The organism is Sphingomonas changnyeongensis (assembly GCF_009913435.1).
GTDB lineage: Bacteria > Pseudomonadota > Alphaproteobacteria > Sphingomonadales > Sphingomonadaceae > Sphingomonas_B > Sphingomonas_B changnyeongensis.
Genome location: NZ_CP047895.1, coordinates 2,361,491 through 2,382,523, shown reverse-complemented (window position 1 = coordinate 2,382,523; position 21,033 = coordinate 2,361,491). Strand labels below are relative to the sequence as shown.

Annotated in this window: 21 protein-coding genes and 1 pseudogene; 13 read left to right on the top strand and 9 right to left on the bottom strand. The window is 70.4% G+C overall.

Annotated elements, in window-relative coordinates:
- The first annotated feature begins 89 nt into the window (after positions 1 to 89).
- Together GVO57_RS11740 and GVO57_RS11735 are read left to right on the top strand one after the other, a co-directional pair.
- Positions 90 to 740 (top strand): 2-hydroxychromene-2-carboxylate isomerase, encoded by a 651-nt coding sequence (locus GVO57_RS11740; RefSeq protein WP_160593291.1) that lies wholly within the window; start codon positions 90 to 92, stop codon positions 738 to 740.
- Positions 737 to 1,498 carry an alpha/beta fold hydrolase gene (locus tag GVO57_RS11735; RefSeq protein ID WP_160593290.1) on the top strand — a complete coding sequence of 254 codons (762 nt, stop codon included), beginning with the start codon at positions 737 to 739 and terminating at the stop codon, positions 1,496 to 1,498. Before GVO57_RS11740 ends, GVO57_RS11735 begins: the two co-directional genes overlap by 4 nt.
- Before the next feature lie 66 nt (positions 1,499 to 1,564).
- On the opposite strand, the gene GVO57_RS11730 is transcribed toward GVO57_RS11735, so the two are convergent.
- Positions 1,565 to 3,025 carry an AMP nucleosidase gene (locus GVO57_RS11730; RefSeq protein ID WP_160593289.1) on the bottom strand — a complete coding sequence of 487 codons (1,461 nt, stop codon included), beginning with the start codon at positions 3,023 to 3,025 and terminating at the stop codon, positions 1,565 to 1,567.
- 125 nt (positions 3,026 to 3,150) lie between these two features.
- The gene (locus GVO57_RS11725) at positions 3,151 to 3,633 is read right to left on the bottom strand and encodes a peroxiredoxin (RefSeq protein WP_160593288.1); all 483 of its coding nucleotides are present in this window, start codon (positions 3,631 to 3,633) and stop codon (positions 3,151 to 3,153) included.
- A 137-nt stretch (positions 3,634 to 3,770) separates the two neighbouring features.
- On the opposite strand from GVO57_RS11725, the gene GVO57_RS11720 reads away from it, so the two are divergent.
- The 3 genes from GVO57_RS11720 (at position 3,771) to GVO57_RS11710 (ending at position 6,360) form a co-directional block, all read left to right on the top strand.
- Positions 3,771 to 4,328 carry a YqgE/AlgH family protein gene (locus tag GVO57_RS11720; protein WP_160593985.1) on the top strand — a complete coding sequence of 186 codons (558 nt, stop codon included), beginning with the start codon at positions 3,771 to 3,773 and terminating at the stop codon, positions 4,326 to 4,328.
- Between the two features lie 65 nt (positions 4,329 to 4,393).
- Entirely contained in the window at positions 4,394 to 5,626 is a 1,233-nt protein-coding gene (locus GVO57_RS11715; protein ID WP_160593287.1) for a DUF3419 family protein, read from the top strand.
- Positions 5,627 to 5,646: 20 nt separating this feature from the next.
- The gene (locus tag GVO57_RS11710; RefSeq protein WP_233281363.1) at positions 5,647 to 6,360 is read left to right on the top strand and encodes a class I SAM-dependent methyltransferase; all 714 of its coding nucleotides are present in this window, start codon (positions 5,647 to 5,649) and stop codon (positions 6,358 to 6,360) included.
- 17 nt (positions 6,361 to 6,377) lie between these two features.
- Here GVO57_RS11710 and GVO57_RS11705 read toward each other — a convergent pair whose 3' ends face one another.
- The 3 genes from GVO57_RS11705 to murI all read right to left on the bottom strand — a co-directional run bounded on the left by GVO57_RS11705 (position 6,378) and on the right by murI (position 9,223).
- Entirely contained in the window at positions 6,378 to 7,136 is a 759-nt protein-coding gene (locus tag GVO57_RS11705) for a sulfite exporter TauE/SafE family protein (RefSeq protein WP_201752641.1), read from the bottom strand.
- A 2-nt stretch (positions 7,137 to 7,138) separates the two neighbouring features.
- Positions 7,139 to 8,371 carry a 5-aminolevulinate synthase gene (gene hemA, locus GVO57_RS11700; protein WP_160593286.1) on the bottom strand — a complete coding sequence of 411 codons (1,233 nt, stop codon included), beginning with the start codon at positions 8,369 to 8,371 and terminating at the stop codon, positions 7,139 to 7,141.
- Between the two features lie 69 nt (positions 8,372 to 8,440).
- A complete protein-coding gene (murI, locus tag GVO57_RS11695) occupies positions 8,441 to 9,223 on the bottom strand; it encodes a glutamate racemase (RefSeq protein ID WP_160593285.1) in 783 nt (260 codons plus the stop codon).
- 135 nt (positions 9,224 to 9,358) lie between these two features.
- Between murI and plsY the strand changes: the two are divergent.
- From plsY to dctA, 3 genes and pseudogenes are all read left to right on the top strand, one after another.
- A pseudogene (gene plsY, locus GVO57_RS11690) lies at positions 9,359 to 9,993 on the top strand (glycerol-3-phosphate 1-O-acyltransferase PlsY).
- Positions 9,986 to 11,086 carry a DNA-processing protein DprA gene (gene dprA / locus GVO57_RS11685; protein ID WP_160593284.1) on the top strand — a complete coding sequence of 367 codons (1,101 nt, stop codon included), beginning with the start codon at positions 9,986 to 9,988 and terminating at the stop codon, positions 11,084 to 11,086. The pseudogene plsY and the gene dprA overlap by 8 nt, the downstream one beginning before the upstream one ends.
- Positions 11,086 to 12,333: a C4-dicarboxylate transporter DctA gene (gene dctA / locus GVO57_RS11680; protein ID WP_160593283.1), complete on the top strand. Its 1,248-nt coding sequence runs from the start codon at positions 11,086 to 11,088 to the stop codon at positions 12,331 to 12,333. Before dprA ends, dctA begins: the two co-directional genes overlap by 1 nt.
- Here dctA and GVO57_RS11675 read toward each other — a convergent pair whose 3' ends face one another.
- Together GVO57_RS11675 and idi are read right to left on the bottom strand one after the other, a co-directional pair.
- Positions 12,334 to 13,920, bottom strand: coding sequence for a peptide chain release factor 3 (locus GVO57_RS11675; protein ID WP_160593282.1), 1,587 nt, complete (start codon positions 13,918 to 13,920; stop codon positions 12,334 to 12,336).
- Between the two features lie 98 nt (positions 13,921 to 14,018).
- Entirely contained in the window at positions 14,019 to 14,573 is a 555-nt protein-coding gene (gene idi, locus GVO57_RS11670; protein ID WP_160593281.1) for an isopentenyl-diphosphate Delta-isomerase, read from the bottom strand.
- A 77-nt stretch (positions 14,574 to 14,650) separates the two neighbouring features.
- On the opposite strand from idi, the gene bchI reads away from it, so the two are divergent.
- The 5 genes from bchI (at position 14,651) to GVO57_RS15080 (ending at position 18,369) form a co-directional block, all read left to right on the top strand.
- Positions 14,651 to 15,658, top strand: coding sequence for a magnesium chelatase ATPase subunit I (bchI, locus tag GVO57_RS11665; RefSeq protein ID WP_160593280.1), 1,008 nt, complete (start codon positions 14,651 to 14,653; stop codon positions 15,656 to 15,658).
- Positions 15,659 to 15,738: 80 nt separating this feature from the next.
- Entirely contained in the window at positions 15,739 to 16,932 is a 1,194-nt protein-coding gene (locus GVO57_RS11660) for a hypothetical protein (protein ID WP_233281362.1), read from the top strand.
- Positions 16,845 to 17,465 carry a VWA domain-containing protein gene (locus tag GVO57_RS15085; RefSeq protein WP_233281361.1) on the top strand — a complete coding sequence of 207 codons (621 nt, stop codon included), beginning with the start codon at positions 16,845 to 16,847 and terminating at the stop codon, positions 17,463 to 17,465. Before GVO57_RS11660 ends, GVO57_RS15085 begins: the two co-directional genes overlap by 88 nt.
- Complete coding sequence (locus GVO57_RS11655) at positions 17,462 to 18,118, top strand: alpha/beta fold hydrolase (protein ID WP_233281360.1); 657 nt, start codon at positions 17,462 to 17,464, stop codon at positions 18,116 to 18,118. The genes GVO57_RS15085 and GVO57_RS11655 overlap by 4 nt, the downstream gene beginning before the upstream one ends.
- On the top strand, positions 18,118 to 18,369 hold the full coding sequence (locus tag GVO57_RS15080; RefSeq protein ID WP_233281359.1) for a hypothetical protein: 252 nt from the start codon (positions 18,118 to 18,120) through the stop codon (positions 18,367 to 18,369). The genes GVO57_RS11655 and GVO57_RS15080 overlap by 1 nt, the downstream gene beginning before the upstream one ends.
- 78 nt (positions 18,370 to 18,447) lie before the next feature.
- On the opposite strand, the gene GVO57_RS11650 is transcribed toward GVO57_RS15080, so the two are convergent.
- Positions 18,448 to 19,122 (bottom strand): hydroxyneurosporene dehydrogenase, encoded by a 675-nt coding sequence (locus GVO57_RS11650; RefSeq protein ID WP_327785518.1) that lies wholly within the window; start codon positions 19,120 to 19,122, stop codon positions 18,448 to 18,450.
- A gap of 253 nt (positions 19,123 to 19,375) precedes the next feature.
- Positions 19,376 to 20,968, bottom strand: coding sequence for a 1-hydroxycarotenoid 3,4-desaturase CrtD (gene crtD / locus GVO57_RS11645; protein ID WP_233281358.1), 1,593 nt, complete (start codon positions 20,966 to 20,968; stop codon positions 19,376 to 19,378).
- Positions 20,969 to 21,033: the final 65 nt, after the last annotated feature.

The following is a 21,033-nucleotide window of genomic DNA, read 5'->3' as shown; positions in this document are numbered from 1 at the left end:
ATTTGCCGGCGAGCGGCCTAAGAGGGAAGGATGCTGCCACGAAAACCGGGCCCGACGAACGGGCCAGACATTTGGGGAAAGGCACGGCCATGACATTGAAGGCGGATCTGTTCTGGTCGTTCCGCAGCCCTTACAGCTATCTCGCGATGCCGCGTTACCGGGCGCTGGTGCGCGATCATGACCTTGAGATCGTGCTGCGTCCGGTCTGGCCGCTTGCGGTGCGCGATCCGGGGTTTTTCGCGCACAATCATCCCAACTGGCTGAAATATACGCGCCTCGACGTGCTGCGGCTTGCCGATTTCCACGGCGTGCCCTTTGCACCGCCCCGGCCCGATCCGATCGTGCAGGACATCGACACCGGCGAGATCGCGGCCGAACAGCCCTTCATCCGCCGGCTCGTCCGCCTCGGCCAGGCGGCGGCGCGGCGCGGCGCGGGCTTTGCCTTTGCCGACGAGGTGTCGCGGCTGATCTGGGGCGGCACCGAAAACTGGCATGAGGGCGCGCATCTGGCGAGCGCCGCGGCCTGGGCGGGGCTGGTGCTCGAGGAGCTGGACGCCGAGGTGGCCGACGATGCCGCCGCGCTCGATCAGGAGATTGAGGGCAATCAGCAGGCGCTGGAGGCGGCGGGCCATTGGGGCGTGCCGACTTTGGTGTTCCAGGGCGAGCCGTTTTTCGGGCAGGACCGGATCGAACTTGCCAAATGGCGGATGGAACAGGCCGGGCTGACGGAGCGCGAATGACCGGGGCGACGACGCATTTCTTCACCGCCGATGACGGCATCCGCCTCGCCTGGCATGAAATGGGCACCGGCCGGCCGCTGATCCTGATCCACGGGCTGTTTTCCAACGCCGCGACCAACTGGATCCGTTACGGCCATGCCGCCAAGGCGGCGGCGCTCGGCTACCGGGTGATCATGCCCGATCTGCGCGCGCACGGGCAGAGCGCGGCACCGCATGATCCGCGCCATTATCCGGGCGATGTGCTGGCCGATGACGGGCTGGCGCTGATCGCCCATCTCGGGCTGACCGATTATGATCTGGGCGGCTATTCGCTCGGCGCGCGCACGACGATGCGGATGATCGTGCGCGGCGCGACGCCGGGCCGGGCCATTCTGTCGGGCATGGGGCTGGAAGGGCTGATCGGCACATCGGGGCGCGCCGCGCATTTCCGCCACATCCTGACCAATCTCGGCAGCTTCGCGCGCGGCACGCCGGAATGGAATGCCGAGGCGTTTCTGAAGACGACCGGCGGCGATCCGGCGGCGCTGATCCATATTCTCGACACCTTCACCGACACGCCGGCCGAGGCGATCGGCGCGATCGCCATGCCGACCCTGGTGCTGTGCGGGGTCGAGGACCGCGACAATGGCTCCGCCCCGGCGCTGGCCGAGGCGCTGCCGCGGGGCGAACTGGTCGAGATTCCCGGCGGCCATATGTCGGCGGTGGTGAAGCGCGAGCTGGGCGATGCGCTCGCCGTCTGGCTGGGGCCGGCGGGCTGAAACAGAGCGTGATGCCGGGCGGGATCGCCCGGCGGAGCCGTTATCTCCGGCTCCGCCGCGCGGGCCTTATCTGAACGGCGGCTCGTTGAACGCGCGCAGCTTGCGGCTGTGCAGCTTGGCACCCTCGCGCAACAGCTCGGCACAGGCTTCGATGCCGATCTGCATATGCTCGTTGATCGCGCGCTCGTAAAAACGGTTGGCCTGGCCGGGCAGCTTCAGCTCGCCGTGCAGCGGCTTGTCCGACACGCACAGCAGCGTCCCGTACGGGATGCGGAAGCGGAAGCCCTGGGCGGCGATGGTCGCCGATTCCATGTCCACGCCCACCGCGCGCGACTGGGAGAAACGCAGCGCCGATTTGGAATAGCGCAGCTCCCAGTTGCGATCGTCGGTGGTGACGATGGTGCCGGTGCGCAGGCGGCGCTTGAGCATGTCGGGGCTTTCGCCCGACACCGTTTCCGCCGCGCGGGCGAGCGCCTGCTGCACTTCGGCGATGGCCGGCACCGGGATTTCCGGCGGCAGCACATCGTCAAGCACATGGTCGTCGCGCAGATAGGCATGGGCGAGCACATAGTCGCCGATGCGCTGGCTGGGCCTGAGGCCGCCGCAATGGCCGATCATCAGCCACGCCTCGGGCCGCAGCACCGCCAGATGGTCGGTGATCGTCTTGGCGTTGGACGGGCCGACGCCGATGTTGACCAGGCTGATGCCGGTCTTGTCCCCGGCCATCAGATGCCAGGCCGGCATCTGGTGCCGCCGCCACGCATAATCGGCGACCGCGCGTTCGGGATCGAGCGTCTCGCGGGTCATGAACAGCCCGCCCGGACCGGACAGCGCGGTATAGCGCTCATCCTCCTTCAGCGTCCGGCATGCCCATTGCACGAACTCGTCGACATAGCGGTGATAGTTGGTGAACAGGATGTAGCGCTGGACATGCTCGGGCGGCGTGCCGGTGTAATGGCGCAGCCGGGCCAGCGAGAAATCGGTGCGCAGCCCGTCGAACAGCGCCAGCGGCCGGGGCGTGTCGGGATCGTCGGACGGCAGACCGTCGGCGATCTCGTCACCGATATGCGCCAGTTCGGTCGCCGGGAACCAGCGTGCCAGCTCGGCCGGGGCGACGCCTTCGAGCGTCAGGTCATGGCCGGGATCGAGCACATAGGGGAAGGGAATTTCCTGCCGGCTGCGCCCGACCTCCACGGTCACGCCATAGCCGGACATCAGCAGGTCCAGCTGTTCGGCCAGATAGCCGGCAAAGCTGCGCGGCCGCGTGACGGTGGTGGCATAGATGCCGGGGGCGACCAGCCGGCCAAAGGCGCGCAGCGGCGGCGGCGTGGGCGAATCGCCGCGGTAGCGGATGCGCAGTTCGGGATAGCAGAACAGCCCGGCCTCGCGGGCGGCGCGGTCGGGCTTGATGCCGTCGACCACAAAGGCGGAAATCGCGGCCTGCAGGGCCTCGACCGCAGCGTCATAGATGCGCGCCAGTTCGTCGATGAGCGCGCCTGGGGTTTGTTCGATGATCTGTGCTGTCATGACCAGCAGATAACGGGCCGGCATGACATTGCCAAGACGCCCGTTCAGCAGGGGCGCGGCGAACGCCTGGGGGCGGGGGAGAGGGGGCGGGCTGAACCTGCCCCCCCTTCTCCCCGGCCAATCGATCAGAGCTGGCCCAGCAGATGCTCGGCCGAGCTGACGCGGAACTCGCCCGGCGCCTCGACGTTCAGTTCGCGCACCACGCCGTCCTCGACGATCATCGAGAAACGCTGGCCGCGCTTGCCCATGCCGAACTTGCTGCCGTCCATGGTCAGGCCCAGCGCCTCGACCAGATCGCCATTGCCGTCGGCCAGCATCGTCACCTTGCCCTCGGCCCCTGCCGACTTGGCCCAGGCGGCAAGCACAAAGGCGTCGTTGACGGCGGTGCAGGCCACTTCGTCCACGCCCTTCGCCTTCAGCTCGTCGATCTTGTCGACAAAGCCCGGCAGGTGGCGCGCCGAGCAGGTCGGGGTGAAGGCACCGGGAACGGAGAAAAGGGCGACGCGGCGGCCCTTGAAGAAATCCTCCGAAGACACCTGATCGGGGCCCGATTCGGTCACCTTGGTCAGCGTCACGGCGGGCAGCTTGTCGCCGGCATTGATGGTCATGCGGATCTCCTTTGTCGCTCCGGGCCCTCGAGTCGGGCACGCGCCGCTAGGTCGGGTCGGCGCAGCCTCAGGTCAAGCGGGCTGAAGCCGATTGCGGACCGATTGGGGTTCGCGCGCGCCGGGCCTATATGGAGGCGATGGAGTCGCGCTTTCTTTCCGGCCAGTTGCTGCTCGCCCTGCCGGGCATCGGCGATCCGCGCTTCGAGCGCGCAGTGATCGCCATGTGCGCGCATGACGAGCGCGGGGCGCTGGGCATCGGCATCGGCAAGCTTGCCCCCCGGCTCGGCTTTCACGCGCTGCTCGATCAGTTCGGCATCTCGCCAGGCGAGGCACCCGATGTTCCCGTTCATATCGGCGGGCCGGTGGAGCCGCAGCGCGGCTTCGTGCTCCACACGCTCGACTGGGGCGGGCAGGACACGATCGAGGTGGCGGGGCGGTTCGCGCTCACCAACACGGTCGATGTGCTGCGCGCGATCGCGGCCGGCAAGGGGCCGGCGCGCTGGCTGGCCGCGCTCGGCTATGCCGGCTGGGCCGACGGCCAGCTGGAGGAGGAACTGACCCGGCATGGCTGGTTCATGACCGAAGCCGAGGAAAAGCTGCTGTTCGACACGCCGGTCAATGAACGCTGGGGTGCCGCCTATCGCCAGGCGGGCATCGATCCGCGCCTGCTCGCCCCCACTGCCGGGCTGGCCTGATCGCCCGTCATCAAGCCGTCACCGCCCGGCCATAGGGCGGGGTGACGCTTGAGGGGACCGGCATCATGGCACATGGACAGGCAGCGACGATGAAGGCGGTCGGGGCCGCCGCGATCCAGCACAAGGGGCTGTCGCGCCAGGGCTTGCTCGAACGCGCCTTTGCGTTTGCGTTTCGCGGGCTGGTCTATGCGCAGATCTGGGAAGACCCCGATGTCGATATGGAGGCGCTTGCCATCCAGCCCGACAGCCGGATGGTCGCGATCGCCAGCGGCGGCTGCAACGTGCTCAGCTATCTGACCGCAGGGCCGGCGCACATCACCGCGGTCGATCTCAACACCGCCCATGTCGCGCTCAACCGGCTGAAGCTCGCCGCCGCGCGGCATTTGCCCGATTATGCGGCGTTCCGGCGCTTTTTCGCCGAGGCCGACACGCCCGAGAATATCCGCGCCTATCGCGACCATGTCCGCCCGCTTCTGGACGAGGTGTCGCGCCGTTACTGGGAAGGGCGCGACCTGATCGGCCGGCGGCGCATCCGCGGCTTTGCCAGCGGCATCTACAAGCGCGGCCTCCTGGGCGGGTTCATCGGCCTGGCGCACGGCCTCGCCCGGCTTTACCGCGTCGATCCGCGCGAGCTGCTGTCGGCCCGCACGGTCGAGGAACAGCGCGCGATCTTCGACCGCCGCCTCGCCCCGGTGTTCGACAAGAAGTTCGTACGCTGGCTGACCGACCAGCCGGCGTCGCTGTTCGGCCTGGGCATCCCGCCCGCCCAATATGAGGCGCTGGCCGGCGACGAGCCGGCGGGCATGGCGGCGGTGCTGCGCGCGCGGCTGGAAAAGCTCGCCTGCGATTTCGACATTCGCGACAATTATTTCGCCTGGCAGGCGTTCGGGCGCGGCTATGGCAAGGAACCCGCCGCCCCGCTGCCGCCCTATCTGCAGGCCGCCAACCATGCGCTGGTCGTTTCGCGGGTGGACCGGGTGACCGTGCGCCATGCCAACTTTACCGACCATCTCGCCGAACAGCCCGATGCGAGCCTTGACCGCTATGTGCTGCTCGACGCGCAGGACTGGATGACCGATGCGCAGCTGACCGCCCTGTGGCGCGAGATCACCCGCACCGCCCGGCCGGGCGCGCGTGTGCTGTTCCGCACCGCCGCCGCGCCGACCCTGCTGCCCGGGCGCGTGCCCGACGACATTCTCGGCCGCTGGGACTATGCCGAGGCGCAGTCGCGCGACCTGACGCGGCGCGACCGCTCGTCAATCTATGGCGGCGTGCATCTTTATGTGCTGCGCGGCTGATCGTCGGCGGGGGGTGCCGCATGGCTGACGGGGCGCTCACCGGGCCGGGCTCGCTCGCGGGGCGGATGGATGCGATCTACCGCAGCCAGCGCCATTTCTATGATCTCACGCGCAAATATTATCTGCTCGGCCGTGATCGGCTGATTGCCGAACTGGCGCCGCCGCCGGGCGGAACCGTGCTCGAAATCGGCTGCGGCACGGCGCGCAACCTGATCGCGGCGGCGCGCGCCTGGCCGGGGGCGCGCTGGTTCGGGATCGATATCTCGGCCGCGATGCTCGACACCGCCGGCCGGGCGGTGCGCCGCGCCGGGCTTGGCGGCACGGTCGCGCTTGCGCGCGGGGATGCGACCGCGTTCGATCTGGCCGCGCTGTTCGGTGCGGACGGGCAGCGGCCGCAGCCTCCGGCGCACGGCGTCGACCGGGTGTTCATGTCCTACACCCTGTCGATGATCCCCGACTGGCGGGCCGCGCTCGATCAGGCGGCGCGAGCGCTGGCGCCGGGCGGGCGGCTGCACATCGTCGATTTCGGGCAGCAGGAAGGCTTGCCGCGCTGGTTCCGCCGGCTGTTGTTCGCCTGGCTGGCGCGGTTCGACGTGTCGCCGCGTGCCGGGCTGGAGGCCGAGCTGGCGGCGCTTGCCGCGCGGCACGGGCTGACGCTGCGCTTCACCCGGCTGTTTCGCGGCTATGCCTGGCAGGCGCGGCTCGACCGGCCGGCCACGGGGTCAGCGCCATAGCAGCAGCGCGGCGACGCCTAGGCCGAGCGCGACGACCACAGCGCGCAGCCGGTCGGGATCGATCCGTCCCGCCAGCCTGCCGCCCGCCATGCCCCGGCCAGCGCGGCGACCGCCATCACGCCCGCCGCCGCGCGGTCGAGCGGCGCTGCCGCGAGGAACAGCAGCACCGCCCCCAGATTGGCAGCCAGCGCAAGGCCCTGTTTGAGCGCATTCAAGCGCACCAGATTATCGTTGATGCCAAGCGCCAGCAGCGCGAGCAGCATGACGCTCAGCCCCGCGCCGAAATAGCCGCCATAGATGCAGGCGGCAAACACCGCCGCGCCGAGCGCCAGCGCGCCCGCCGCCGGGCGCGTGCCCGCGATCGACCGTCTGGTCAGCCAGCGTTTGAGCCATGGCTGGCCGGCAAGCAGCAGGCAGCCGGCGATCAGCAGCCAGGGGGCAAGCGCGGCAAAGCGGCGCTCCCCGCCGGCCAGCGCCAGCGCACCGCCCGCCAGCCCGCCGAGCAGCGCGAGCGGGGCGAGCCGAATCAGCCGCCCGCCCTGTCCGGCAAGATCGGCGCGCTCGCCGATCACCCCGCCCAGATAGCCGGGCAGCAGCGCAACGCTGCTCGTCACATTGGCGGCAAGCGGCGGCAGGCCGACCGCGATCAGGGCAGGAAAGCTGACCAGCGAGCCGCCGCCCGCCAGCGCATTGATGCCGCCGGCGATGAAGCCGGCCAGCGCCAGCAGCGCGAACCCGCCCCCGGACCCGATCCCGAATGCGCCCGCCGGCGTCACCCTCAGGCCGCCAGCTTCATCTCCAGCCGGTCCCAGATCTCGACCAGCGCCCGGGTCAGGTCGCGCATCATCGCCTCGGTGTGCGACGGGCCGGGGGTGAAGCGCAGCCTTTCGGTCCCGCGCGGCACGGTCGGGAAGTTGATCGGCTGCACATAGACGCCATATTCGGCGAGCAGGATGTCGCTGATCCGCTTGGCGCGCACCGGATCGCCGACCATCAGCGGCACGATATGGGTGGTCGAATCCATCACCGGCAGCCCCGCTTCGGCGAACAGCCGCTTGAGCGTCGCGGCGGCCGCCTGCTGGCCCTCGCGCTCCTCGGCCGAGGCCTTCAGGTGGCGGACGCTGGCCAGCGCGCCGGCGACCAGCACCGGCGACAGCGAGGTGGTGAAGATGAAACCCGGCGCATAGGAACGGATGACGTCGATGATCACCTGATCGGCGGCGATATAGCCGCCCATCACGCCGAACGCCTTGCCCAGCGTGCCTTCGATGATCGTCACCCGGTCCGCCACCGCGTCGCGTTCGGAAATGCCGCCGCCGCGCGCGCCGTACATGCCCACGGCATGGACCTCGTCCAGATAGGTGAGCGCGCGATATTTGTCGGCAAGGTCGCAGATCTCGGCGATCGGCGCGACATCGCCGTCCATCGAATAGACGCTTTCAAACGCGATCAGCTTGGGCGTGTCGGGCGCTTCGGCGGCCAGCAGCTCTTCCAGATGGGCAAGATCATTGTGCCGGAACACGCGCTTTTCGCAGCCCGAATTGCGGATGCCCGCAATCATCGAGGCATGGTTGAGCGCGTCGGAAAAGATCACGCAGCCCGGCAGGATCTTCGCCAGCGTCGACAGCGTCGCTTCGTTCGACACATAGCCGGAGGTGAACAGCAACGCCGCTTCCTTGCCGTGCAGGTCAGCCAGCTCGCTTTCCAGATCGACATGGTAATGGGTGTTGCCGCCGATGTTGCGCGTGCCGCCCGATCCCGCGCCGACATCGTGCAGCGCGGCTTCCATCGCGGAAATGACCTTGGGGTGCTGGCCCATCGCCAGATAGTCGTTCGAACACCAGACGGTGATCGGTTTCGGCCCGTTATGCCCGGCAAAGCAGCGCGCATTGGGGAACATGCCCTTGTTGCGCAGGATATCGATGAACACCCGGTAGCGCCCCTCGGCATGGAGCCGGTCGATCGCCTGGGTGAAGATGCGCTGATAGTCCAAGGTTGCCGCTCGCGTCATCGGGTCTGGCAGCGCCCATACTCCAAATCGCCCCATGCTCGCCAGCGCGAACGTCTCGCAGAAAAATCGCTAAAGCTGATCGATTTTCTGCAGCCCGAAGCGCGCGAGCGCCGGGCGCAGCGCCTCGGTGCGCGGATCGAGCCGGGTGAAGATCGCGGTGCCGGGCACCGGGGCTGCCGGCCAGTCCTGCCCCTGCGTCAGATGGACGATGCGCCGGGCAATCCCGTCCGCGCCGTCGAGATAGGTGAGCGGGCGCGCGGCGCTGAGTTCGGGTTCGACAAGGCGGAAATGGGTGCAGGCAAGGACGACCACGTCCATCCGCTCGCCGCCCGGCTGGTCGGTCAGGCCCGTCAGGATGCGGGCATAGGCGGCCGGGTCCGTCGCTTCGCCGCGCAGCTTGGCCTCGGCAAGGTCGACCAGTTCGGCCGAGCCGTGGCGCAGCACCGTGCAGTCGCCGGCAAACTCCGCCGCCAGCCGATCGACATAGGGCTGGCGCACCGTCGCCTCGGTGCCGAGCACGCCGATCACCCGGCTTTTGGAGGCGAGGGCGGCGGGCTTGATCGCCGGCACCGTGCCGACGACCGGCAGGTCGAGCGCTGCGCGCACATGGCCAAGCGCGATGGTGGAGGCGGTGTTGCAGGCGATGATCGCCACGCGCGGCTGGAACCGCTCGACCAGCCGGCCAAGCAGCGCCGGCACCCGTGCGGCGATTTCCGCCTCGGTGCGCGTGCCATAGGGATAGCCGGCGCTGTCGGCCGCATAGACGATCGGCGCGGTCGGCAGCAGCCGCTGCGCGGCGGCGAGCACGGACATGCCGCCCACGCCTGAATCGAAGAATAAAAGGGGGCGCATATCGGTCACACCGCCCGCCCTAAAGCATTTGCGGGCCGGGTGGAATCACCCGGCGGCCCATCACGGCGCCCTCCCGCCCTCCCGCTTGCCCGCCCGCTATTGTTTCCGCCGGTGCGGCGGCTATGGTCGCGGCCCATGGGGGACATCCAGATCGTATCAACGGCCGCGCTTCCCGGCCTGCTTGCCATTGCCGCCATCGGCTATCTGCTCGGCAGCATCCCGTTCGGGCTGGTGCTGACCCGGGCAACCGGGGCGGGGGATCTGCGCCGCATCGGATCGGGCAATATCGGCGCGACCAATGTGCTGCGCACCGGCCGCAAGGGGCTGGCGGCGGCGACACTGGTGCTCGATGCGCTGAAAGGCGCGGCGGCGGTCTGGGCCGGGATGGCGCTTGGCGACGGCACGGCGGAGAGCGCGGGGGCGCTGATCGGCGGGGCGATGGCCTTTGTCGGCCATTGCTATCCGGTTTGGCTCGGCTTTCGCGGCGGCAAGGGGGTGGCGACGTTCGGCGGCGTCGCGCTCGGCCTGTGGTGGCCGCTCGGGCTCGTCTATCTGGGCGTCTGGGTTGGGGTGCTGCTGGCCAGCCGCATCTCCTCGGTCGGCGGCTTTGCCGCGGCCATCGCCGCGCCGCTCGCCGCCTGGGCCTGGGGGCGTCCGGGGCGGCGCTGCTGTTTGCGGGCTTTGCGCTGCTCGTCTTCTGGCGGCACCGCGACAATATCCGCCGCCTGATCGCCGGCACCGAACCGCGGATCGGGCGCGGCAATGGCTGATGGCGGGCAGAAGGCAAAGCTCAGGCTGATCCGCACGCCCAATATCGGTCCCGTCACCTATCGCCAGCTGATGGCCCGGTTCGGGTCTGCCGAGGCGGCGCTCGATGCGCTGCCGGGGCTTGCCGCGCGCGGCGGTGCGCGCAGCTTCGTTGCTGCCGATCCGCGCGCCGTGGAGCGCGAGCTGGCCGCTGTCGACCGGCTGGGCGCGCGGATGATCTTCATCGACGATCCCGCCTATCCGCCGCTGCTCGCCGCGCTCGACAACGCGCCGGCGGCGATCACCGTGCGCGGCGACATGGCGCTGGCGAACCGCCCCTGCGTGGCGATGGTCGGCGCGCGCAACGCCTCGGCTGCCGCCTGCCGCTTTGCGCGCGGGCTGGCGCAGCAGCTGGCCGGGGAGAGCCTGGGCGGTGAGGGGGTGAGCATCGTCTCAGGCCTGGCGCGCGGGATCGACACCGCCGCGCATCTGGGCGCGCTTGGCGGCGGCACGGTCGCGGTGATCGCAGGCGGCATCGACACGGTGTTTCCGCCCGAAAATGCCGAGCTTCAGCAACGCATCGCTGCCGACGGGCTGCTGATCGCCGAACAGCCGCCCGGCACCGAGCCGCGCGCCCGGCATTTTCCCTATCGCAATCGCATCATCGCCGGGCTTGCGCTCGGCACGGTGGTGATCGAGGCGGCGCCGCGCTCCGGCTCGCTGATCACCGCGCGCATCGCGGGTGAGATCGGCCGCGAGGTGATGGCGGTGCCGGGATCGCCGCTCGACCCGCGCGCCCAGGGCTGCAACGCGCTGATCCGCGAGGGGGCGACCCTCGTCCAGTCCGCCGCCGACATCATGGAGGCGCTGCGCCCGATCGATCCGCGCATCGTCGCGGGGCCGGCCGGCGGCTATCGGGGGCCGCCCATTGCCGCCGATGCCGATGACGCCGACCGCGCAGCCGTCATCGCCCTGCTCGGCCCGGTGCCGGTGCCGGTCGACGAGCTGATCCGCCAGTCGGGCCGCGCCGCGCCGATCGTGCAGACGGTGCTGCTCGAGCTTGAACTGGCCGGGCGGCTCGAACGCCATGCCGGGGCGCGGGTGAGCCTGATCTGATGCGTCTGCCGGGGCTTTACGTGCAGGTGCTGCTGGCGATCCTTGCCGGCGTGCTGCTCGGCGCGCTGTGGCCTGAGCTTGGCACGGCGATGAAGCCGCTCGGCGATGCGTTCATCAAGCTCATCCGCATGCTGATCGGCCCGATCATCTTCGTGACGGTGACGCTGGGCATCGCCAAGGTCGGCGATCTGCGCGCGGTCGGCCGGGTCGGGCTGAAGGCGTTCGTCTATTTCGAGGCGGTGACGACGCTGGCGATGGTCATCGGGCTGGTGGTCGTCAATCTGGTGCGGCCGGGGGCCGGCATCGGTGCCGATCCGGCGACGCTCGATGCCGGATCGGTCGCCGCCTATGGCGCGCGCGCCGAGGCTGGCGGGGTCAGCGATTTCCTGCTCGCCATCATTCCCGACAGCTTTCTCGGCGCGCTGGCCGGGGGCGAGCTGCTGCAGGTGCTGCTGGTCGCGGTGCTGAGCGGCATCGCGCTCGCGCGCGGCGGCAGCCATGCGCAGGGCGCGCTCGAGGTGATGGACCGGGTCGGCGATTTCCTGTTCCAGATCATCGCGCTGCTGATGCGGCTTGCCCCGGTCGGGGCGTTCGGGGCGATGGCCTTCACCATCGGGCGCTACGGCATCGGGACGCTCGCCCAGCTCGGCGCGCTGATGGCGAGCGTCTATCTGACCTGTGCGCTGTTCATCGCGGTCGTGCTCGGGCTGATCGCGCGGCTGGCGGGCTTCAGCCTGTGGGCGTTCCTGCGCTATATCGGCGATGAGCTGCTGATCGTGCTCGGCACCTCATCGTCCGAAACCGCGCTGCCGCCGCTGATGGCGAAGCTCGAAAAACTGGGCTGTGCGCGCCAGGTGGTCGGGCTGGTGGTGCCGACCGGCTACAGCTTCAACCTTGACGGCACGTCGATCTATCTGACGATGGCGGCGATCTTCATCGCCCAGGCGGTGGGGGTCGATCTGTCGCTTGGCGATCAGCTGGCGCTGCTTGCCGTGCTGCTGGTGACCTCGAAAGGCGCGGCGGGGGTGACGGGTGCCGGGTACGTGACGCTGGCGGCGACGCTCAGCGCCGTCGATACGGTGCCGGTGGCGGGCATTGCGCTGATCCTCGGCGTCGACCGGTTCATGTCGGAGGCGCGGGCGATCACCAACCTGATCGGCAATGGCGTCGCGACCATCGCCATCGCCCGCTGGGAAGGCGCGCTCGACCGCGAAACGCTGGCGAGGGAATTGCGCCGGGGCGACTGATCAGGCGCGTTCGCGCGTCGCGCTGAAGCGGATCGCCGGATAGCGGCCGGCGACATAGTTCACCTCCCACGCATCCTTGGCCATGAACACCAGCGCGTCGTCGCGGTCGCGGGCAAGCCCGCCGCGATGGAACTCGGCGAAGCTTTTGAGATCGGCCTCGCTGCCCGCGATCCAGCGCGCAGTGTCCCAGGGCGACGCCTCGAGCCGGGCATCGACCTTGTATTCGACCTCGAGCCGCGAAACGAGCACTTCGAGCTGGAGCTGGCCGACCACGCCCACCACCCACTGGCTGCCGATTTCGGGGTAGAAGACCTGGATGATGCCTTCCTCGGCCAGATCGTCGAGCGCCTTGCGCAGCTGCTTGGTCTTGGTCGGATCCTTGAGCGCGACGCGGCGCAGCAGCTCGGGCGCGAAATTGGGCAGGCCGGTGATGACGCGCGGCGCGCCATCGGTCAGCGTGTCGCCGACGCGCAGCGTGCCGTGATTGGGGATGCCGATGATGTCGCCCGGCCAGGCTTCCTCCGCCGTCTCGCGCTCGCGGGCAAAGAACAGGATCGGGCTGTGCACCGAAATCGCCTTGCCGGTGCCGACCTGGGTGAGCTTCATGCCCCGGCGGAACCGGCCCGAGCACAGGCGCATGAACGCCACCCGGTCGCGGTGCATCGGGTTCATGTTGGCCTGCACCTTGAAGATGAAGCCGGTGACGGCCTGATCGTCGGGCGACACCGGGGCCGGATCGGCCGGCTGGGGCCGGGGGCTGGGCGCAAAGCGGGCGAGCGCGTCGATCAGTTCGGCCACGCCGAAATCCTTGAGCGCCGACCCGAAATAGACGGGCGTCAGGTCGCCGTGGCGATAGGCCTCGGCGTCAAACGCCGCATAGCCGGCACCGGCCAGTTCGGTCTCCTCGGTCAGCCGCGCCAGCGCATCGGCGCTGATCGCGGCGGCAAGCCGGGGATCGTCAAGGCCGCTCACCGCCGTCACATCGCCCTCGAACGCCGCCGTGCCGTCGGCGGCGGGACGCATCAGCCGCTGGCCTTCCAGATCGTAAAGCCCTTCGAACATGCCGCCCATGCCGACCGGCCAGTTCATCGGCGCGACGTCGAGCGCGAGCTGATCGGCAATCTCGTCGAGCAGCGAAAACGGCTCGCGCCCCTCGCGGTCGACCTTGTTGATGAAGGTGATGATCGGCACCGAACGCAGCCGGCAGACCTCGAACAGCTTGCGCGTCTGCGCCTCGATCCCGCGCGCCGCGTCGATCACCATCACCGCTGAATCGACCGCGGTCAGCGTGCGGTAGGTGTCTTCGGAGAAATCCTCATGCCCCGGCGTGTCGAGCAGGTTGAAGGTCAGCCCGTCGCGCTCGAACGTCATCACCGACGATGTGACCGAAATGCCGCGCTGCTGCTCGATCTTCATCCAGTCGGACCGTGCCCGCCGCGCGGCGCCGCGCGCCTTGACCTCGCCCGCGGCATGGATCGCGCCGCCGAACAGCAGCAGCTTTTCGGTGAGCGTGGTCTTGCCGGCATCGGGGTGCGAAATGATCGCAAAGGTGCGCCGGTCCGGGCGGGTCGAGGGGCGTGCGTCCATGGTCGGCGGGCCTTAGAGCATTTCCAGGCCGGGGGGAAACATCCGGCGACGCGGAAAATGCGGCACGACCGCGGCGTTTGCGGCGATGTGGCAGATCCTCAGCCGACCGCCACCGCGTCGCCGACCCGCGCCGCCAGCACCAGTTCGGGGATGGTTTGCAGATAAATGCCGAACCAGGGGGTGAACAGCTGTGGCCGGGCCGCATATTCGGCCTCGAGCGCGTCGGGCGCGATCCAGCGCCATCCGCCGACCTCGCGCGGGTCGGGAACCGGGGCCGCATCGGTTGCGCCGGTGAACAGATGCACGATCTCGTTTTCATACCAGCCATCGTTCAGCTCGGCATGATAGGCGGTGCGCCCGGCGGCATGCAGCCGGGGCGCGAGACCCATCTCCTCGCCAAGGCGCCGCGCCGCCGCCGCCGCATCAGCCTCGCCGGCGCGCGGATGGCCGCAACAGGCGTTCGACCACAGCCCGCCGCAATGATATTTGGACTGCGCCCGCTGCTGGAGCAGGATTTCGCCCGCGCTGTTGAACAAAAACACGGAAAAAGCCCTGTGGCGCAATGCCTTGCGGTGCGCGCTCAGCTTGGCGTGCAGCCCCGTCGGCTGGTCCCACTCGTCAACCAGGATGACGGCTTCCTCTTCATCGTTCATCGTTTGGCGATCCGCTCTTGCCGTTTGCCCGCTGCGGACACTAGCATGTGTCAACTAAGTCTGACAGTGGAGTGCCGGTGAGCGGATTTCCTTTTGCGGCCATCGTCGGACAGGACGAAATGAAGACCGCGCTGCTGATTGCGGCGGTGGAGCCGCGAATCGGCGGCGTGATGGTGTTCGGGGATCGCGGCACCGGCAAGTCGACGGCGGCGCGCGCGCTGGCCGCGCTGCTGCCGCCGATGCGGGTGGCGGCGGGCTGCCGGTTCAACTGCGATCCAGACCGGGGCGGCTGCGCGGCCGGGTCCGGCGACTGCGCGGCCGGCGAGGTCATCGAGGTGCCGGTGCCGTTCGTCGACCTGCCGCTGGGCGCGACCGAGGACCGGATCACCGGCGCGCTCGACATCGAACGCGCGCTGGTCGGCGGGGAAAAGGCGTTCGAGCCGGGGCTGCTCGCCCGCGCCAATCGCGGGTTCCTGTATATCGACGAGATCAACCTGCTTGAGGATCATCTGGTCGATCTGCTGCTCGACGTGTCGCAGTCGGGCGAGAATCTGGTCGAGCGCGAGGGGCTGAGCATCCGCCATCCCGCCCGCTTCGTGCTGATCGGCAGCGGCAACCCGGAAGAAGGCGAACTGCGCCCCCAGCTGCTCGACCGGTTCGGGCTGGCGGTCGAGGTGCGCTCGCCCGCCGATCTGGCCGCGCGGGTGGAAATCATGCGCCGCTGTGACGCGCATGACCGCGATCCCGCCGGCTTTGCGGCGCGCTTTGCCGATGACAATCGCGCGATCCTGGACCGGATCGCGGCGGCGCGGGCGGCGCTATCCGGCATCGCGGTCGACGAGGATGTGCTGGCCGATGCCGCTGCCTTGTGCCTTGCGCTGGGCGTCGACGGCCTGCGCGGCGAACTCACGCTGATGCGCGCGGCGCGGGCGCTGGCGGCGCTGGGCGGTGAGGACCATGTGACGCGCGATCACATCCGCGCGGTCGCGCCGCTGGCGCTGCGCCACCGGCTGCGCCGCAACGTGCTGGACGAGACCGGATCGACGGTCCGCATCGACCGGGCGATGGCCGAACTCTGGCCGTGAGCGCAGCGCCAGCCGTCGCCGCCCCGCGCGCAACCACGGGGTCCGGAGTTCCGCCGGCGGCCCCGGAGCCGCCCGGGCCGGTGGCCGCTGGTGAAACAGACGCAGCTGATGAAACGAACGATGTCCAGCCGGACGATCTCGCCGATGCGTTGACGGCGATCCGGCTGTTTGCCTGTGATCCCATCGGGCTGGGCGGGCTGTGGCTGCGCTGCGACGATCTGGTGTTCGAGCGGCTGCGGCCGCTGATCGATGCAGCGCTGCCGCCGGCGATGGCACGGCGGCGCGTGCCGCTCGCGATTGACGATGACCGGCTGCTCGGCGGCATCGATATCGGTGCCAGCCTTGCCGCCGGGCGACCGGTGCGCGTCGCCGGGCTGATCGAGGAGGCGGCGGGCGGGCTGTTGATCCTGCGCGGGGCCGGGCGGATGGATGAGGCGCTGGCCGCACGCCTCGCCCAGGCGCTCGATGCGCGGCAGGTGGCGCTGCTGCTGGTCGATGACGGCCGGGCCGGGGAGGCGGAGGGCGATGATCCCGTGCCGCCCGCGCCGCTAACCGACCGGCTGGCCTTTCACATCGATCTGCGCGGGCTGCGGACCTTGCACCCGGCGGCGGATGCCGATCCCGCATTGTCCGGGAGCGCCGCTGGCGGCGCGATGCCGCCCGCCGATGATGCGACGCTGACCGCGCTTGCCGGGGCGAGCATCGCCTTTGGCATCGCCTCTGGCCGGGCACCTTTGCTCGCGCTCCGGGCGGCGGCGGCGGCGGCGGCGCTCGCCGGGCGCGATGCGGTCGCGCGCGACGATGCGCTGTGCGCCGCGCGTTTGGTGCTTGGTCCCCGCGCAACGCAGCTGCCGCCGGCTGAGCCGGACGATGCCGCCGATCCGCCGCCCGAGCCGCCGGAATCGTCCGATCCGCCCGACGATCCCCCGGAAAGCGAGGATCAGCCCGCGCCCGAGCTGCCGCTTGAGGATCTGGTGCTCGATGCCGTGCGCGCCAGCCTGCCGCCCGAGCTGTTCGAACGGCTGGCCGCCGAACGGCGGCGGATGCAGGGCGGCCAGCGCGGACGCGGGGCGCGCGGCGCGGCGCGGCGGCGCGGACGGCCGGTCGGGGTGCGGCCGGGCCTGCCCCGGGCGGCAACCGGCTGGCGCTGGTTGCGACGCTGCGCATGGCCGCGCCGTGGCAGCGGGTGCGCGGGCGTGTGCCGGGCGGGCCGCTCAGGCTCGCGCGCGAGGATCTGCGCATCCGCCGGTTCGAGGACCGGGAGACGGTGCTGACGGTGTTCTGCGTCGATGCGTCCGGCTCCGCCGCGTTTCAGCGGCTGGCCGAGGCCAAGGGCGCGGTCGAGCTGCTGCTTGAGCGCGCCTATGCCCGGCGCGCCGAAGTGGCGCTGATCGCCTTTCGCGGCACGGGGGCCGAGACGCTGTTGCCGCCGACGCGCTCGCTCACCCGCGCGCGGCGGCTGCTTGCCGCTTTGCCGGGCGGCGGCGGCACGCCGCTTGCCGCCGGGCTGGATGCCGCGCTCGGCGTCGCCACCGCGCAGGGCGCGCGCGGGCGCACCACCCAGCTTGTCGTGCTGACCGACGGGCGGGCGAACATCGCCGCCGATGGTTCGCAGGGCCGCGCGCGGGCGGGCGAAGATGCGATCGCCGCCGCCCGGCGCATCGCCATGGCCGGGCTGGGCGCGGTGGTGATCGATATCGGCCCGCGCCCGCAGGGCGAGGCCGCGGCGCTCGCCACCGCCATGGCCGGGCGGTATCTGCATCTGCCGCGCGCCGACGCGGCGGCGATGATGGCGGCGGTGCCATGACCGCGCCCGACTGGCGGCGCGAGGGCCGGGGCTGGCCGCTCGCCGAACACAGCCGGTTCGTGGCCGATGGCCCGCTGGTCTGGCATGTCCAGCGGCTGGGAAGTGGCCCGGTGCTGCTGCTGATCCACGGCACCGGGGCGGCGACGCACAGCTGGCGCGGGCTGGCACCGCTGCTGGCCGATCGCTTTACGGTCGTCGCGGTCGACCTGCCGGGCCATGGCTTTACGCGCGGGCGGCTGCCGACCGGGCTGGCCCTGCCGGGGATCGCCCGCGCCCTGGGCGCATTGTGCGCGGCAGAGGGAATCGCGCCCGCCGCGCTGATCGGCCACAGTGCGGGCGCTGCGATCGCCGTGCGGATGGTGATGGACGGCGCGGTGCCCGCCGCTGCCCCGTCGCCGCCCGTCCATGTCATCGGCCTGTGCCCGGCGCTCAGGCCCTTTGGCGGCGATGCGGCCGGGCTGATGTCGGGCATGGCGCGGCTGATGTTCGCCAATCCGGCAATGCCCTGGCTGGCGGCAGGGCTGGCCCGTTTTGCCGTGCGGACCGACAGTTTTCTTGCGCGCAGCACCGGATCGCGCATCGATGCCGAGGGGCAGCGCTTTACGGGCGGCTGTTCGCATCGCCCGGGCACTGCGCCGGGGCGATCGGGCTGATGGCCGATTGGGATCTTGCGCCCGTCGCGGCGGCGCTGCCCAGGCTGGGCGTGCCGATGACGATCCTGCACGGCACGCGCGACGCCGCCGTGCCGCTTGGCGAGGGGCGGGCGGCAGCGGCTGAGGCCGGGGCGGCGTTCCAGCCGCTCGCCGGGCTTGGCCATCTGGCGCATGAGGAAGACCCGGCCGGGGTCGCGGCGCTGATCCGCGCCGCGCTGGCCGAAACTGCGGAGGCAGATGGGGCCAGATGAACGAAAGCTATGGCTGGATCGAGTTCGCGGTGTTCGGGCCGCTGATCCTGGGCGTGCTGTTCTGGCAGCTCTGGTCGGTCAACCGGGAGATCCGCGCCGACCGCGCGCGTCGCGCGGCTGACGAGGCACAGGCTCGGCCCGCGAGTCTCTCCCCCGGGCCGGCCAGTCCGCCCCCGGCTCAGCCGGGCGGCGGGGCATGCGGAAGGGCAGCATCCACTGGACGGCGGGCGAGACGAACCGCGTCAGTGACAGGCTTTCATGGACGGCGGCGACGCGTTCGCCGAACAGCGTCGTCTCCAGCGCCGAGCGCGCATAAAAGGGCGTGTCCTCCCATGTGCGGAGCACCCGTGCGATGCCCTGATCGGCGCGGGTTTCGCGGTTCATCAGCCACAATGTGCGCGGCAGCGGCGCGGCCGGGGGCAGTTCGGCCTCGCTGACGCCGCCCTGATGATCGAAACGCAGCGCCGCGGCAAAGCGCGACCGGTCGGCCCTGACCCCTTCATAGAGCACGGCGACATCGGACCCCAGATGGGCGCGCGACCATTGCCAGTCGACAAAGCCGTCCTCCAGCGATTCGGATCCGTCATTGCAGTCGAAATAGGCATGGCCGTTCCAGCTGATGCCGGGGCTGTCCATCACCACTTCCACCCGCGCGCGCGGCGCGATCGGGCGCCAGTGGTGGCGGCCGTCGGGATCGAGGGTGAAGCTGTTCGGGTTGATGAACTCGGGCAGCAGCCGCACCCGGCCGCGCACGCGGCGGGGCAGGGGGTGGCGATCTCGTCAATGTCGATCACCAGCCCTTCGCCGGTCCAGCGCATCGCGCTCGGACCGACGGCAAGCAGGTCGGGCGCGCGCGCGACGGCGGCGGCCCCCCGCTCGGTCATCGCCCAGCGCGCGCCGCGCGGGCCGTAAAGCGCGACGTTGATCGCGCTGTGGCGGATCGGCTCGCCCCGCCCGCTCGCCTTGTAATAAGGCGAGAAGACCGAGCCGACAAAGCCGATGATCGTCAGCCCGAAATCGCCTCCGTCCGAGAGGGCGTCGACATACCACCAGGCATAGCCGCCGGGCGCGACCGCCCGGTCGAAGCGAGGTCCGCCAGCACGGTCGTCGCTGCCAGCCGACCGGACAAGGCCGCCATCGGCACCCCCGCGCCCGGATGGACACTCCCGCCCGCGCAATAAAGCCCAGGGATCCGTGTCCGGCTGCCGGGGCGGAGGAAGGACGCCGCCCATCCGTGCGAGGCCCGTCCATAAAGGGCTCCACCCGTCGAGGGATAGAGGTGCTCGAAATCCGTCGGCGTCACCACGACCGGGGGACGGGTTGGGCTGAGGGTTAGCCCGCATGCCCGCAGCCGCGCCTGCATCTGCCTGGTGCATGTCTCGATCTCCTCTTGGCCATAATCATGGCGGTCGCCATTGGCGGGGGCATTGACGATGATCTGGAAGCGCTCCGGCCCGCCCGGCGCGCTGGTCTCGTCCGCTGCCGCGCGGTCGAGCGCGCAGACATAGACGGTCGGGTCCTGCGGCGGGCGACCGTTCGCGATATCGCTGAACTCTGCCCGGTAATCGTCGGAAAACAGAACATTGTGCCTGACGAGCGGCAGACCCCCGGGCTCTGCCTGCATCAAAAAGGTGAAGGCCGAGAGCGACCGGCGCTGCGGCGCGGGCGCGCTGACCGCGCGGGCAACGCCGCTCCCGAACCGGCCGGCGGCGAGCGCCGCCACATCAGCCCCCGCGATCACCGCACGGGCGGCGATGCGTTCGCCGGACTGGAGCCTGACGCCCGTCACCCGGCCACCGCCGGTTTCGATCTCGGTCACCGTCGCGCCGGTGCGGATCACCGCGCCGTGGCGGGCAGCGAGCCGGGCGAGCGCCAAAGCGAGCGCATGGATGCCGCCCTCGATCAGCCACACCCCGGCCTGTTCGACATGGGCAATGAGCGCGAGCGTGGCGGGCGCGCGATAGGGCGACGAGCCGCAATAGGTCGCATAACGGGCGAACAGCTGCACCAGCCGCGGATCGCGGAACGTGCCGCCGAGCATGCGGGCAAGCGGGGTATAGGGATGGATGGCGGCCAGCGCGCCCAGCCGCATCATCCCGATCCGCCATGTCAGGCCGATGGGGTTGGTGCGCGGCGCGCGTATGAAGCTGTGCTCGAGCGTTGCAAAGCTGTGCCGCGCCTGCGCCATGAAGGCGCGGAACCCGTCGGCCTCGCGCGGCCCGGCAAAATCGGCGATGGCCGCCGCGCTCGCCTCCGGATCGGCGTGCAGGTCCAGCCGGCTGCCATCGCTCCAGCCATGGCGGGCAAGGATGTCGGCCTTGGTGATCGCCACTTCATCGTCGAGCGCGGCCCCGGCTTCGGCGAACACCTCGTCGAACACGTCGCGCAGCGTGAACACCGTCGGCCCGCCATCGACCGCGACCGGACCGCCGGTGCCCGGCACCTCGACCATGCGCGCCTTGCCGCCCGGTGCCGCCTGGCGTTCGATCAGCGTGACCGGGACGCCGCGCGCGGCGAGCAGCGTGGCGGCGACCAGACCGCCAATGCCGGCCCCCACCACCACGACCCCCTGATCGTCCGCCTGATGCCCCGCCGCCACGCCGATACCGCCCCTCCCGCTTGTCGGTTGACCTGGACATAACATGCGTCCAACCATCTGGACAG

Excerpts from the sequence above, each read along its gene's own strand:
- GVO57_RS11725 (WP_160593288.1), bottom strand. The coding sequence starts at position 3,633 with ATGACCATCAATGCCGGCGACAAGCTGCCCGCCGTGACGCTGACCAAG.
- GVO57_RS15080 (WP_233281359.1), top strand. The coding sequence starts at position 18,118 with ATGGCCGATTGGGATCTTGCGCCCGTCGCGGCGGCGCTGCCCAGGCTG.
- GVO57_RS11655 (WP_233281360.1), top strand. The coding sequence starts at position 17,462 with ATGACCGCGCCCGACTGGCGGCGCGAGGGCCGGGGCTGGCCGCTCGCC.
- GVO57_RS11720 (WP_160593985.1), top strand. The coding sequence starts at position 3,771 with ATGGAGTCGCGCTTTCTTTCCGGCCAGTTGCTGCTCGCCCTGCCGGGC.
- dprA (WP_160593284.1), top strand. The coding sequence starts at position 9,986 with ATGGCTGATGGCGGGCAGAAGGCAAAGCTCAGGCTGATCCGCACGCCC.
- GVO57_RS11675 (WP_160593282.1), bottom strand. The coding sequence starts at position 13,920 with ATGGACGCACGCCCCTCGACCCGCCCGGACCGGCGCACCTTTGCGATC.
- idi (WP_160593281.1), bottom strand. The coding sequence starts at position 14,573 with ATGAACGATGAAGAGGAAGCCGTCATCCTGGTTGACGAGTGGGACCAG.
- hemA (WP_160593286.1), bottom strand. The coding sequence starts at position 8,371 with ATGACGCGAGCGGCAACCTTGGACTATCAGCGCATCTTCACCCAGGCG.
- GVO57_RS11715 (WP_160593287.1), top strand. The coding sequence starts at position 4,394 with ATGGCACATGGACAGGCAGCGACGATGAAGGCGGTCGGGGCCGCCGCG.
- GVO57_RS11740 (WP_160593291.1), top strand. The coding sequence starts at position 90 with ATGACATTGAAGGCGGATCTGTTCTGGTCGTTCCGCAGCCCTTACAGC.
- GVO57_RS11730 (WP_160593289.1), bottom strand. The coding sequence starts at position 3,025 with ATGACAGCACAGATCATCGAACAAACCCCAGGCGCGCTCATCGACGAA.
- murI (WP_160593285.1), bottom strand. The coding sequence starts at position 9,223 with ATGCGCCCCCTTTTATTCTTCGATTCAGGCGTGGGCGGCATGTCCGTG.
- dctA (WP_160593283.1), top strand. The coding sequence starts at position 11,086 with ATGCGTCTGCCGGGGCTTTACGTGCAGGTGCTGCTGGCGATCCTTGCC.
- GVO57_RS11710 (WP_233281363.1), top strand. The coding sequence starts at position 5,647 with ATGGCTGACGGGGCGCTCACCGGGCCGGGCTCGCTCGCGGGGCGGATG.
- GVO57_RS11735 (WP_160593290.1), top strand. The coding sequence starts at position 737 with ATGACCGGGGCGACGACGCATTTCTTCACCGCCGATGACGGCATCCGC.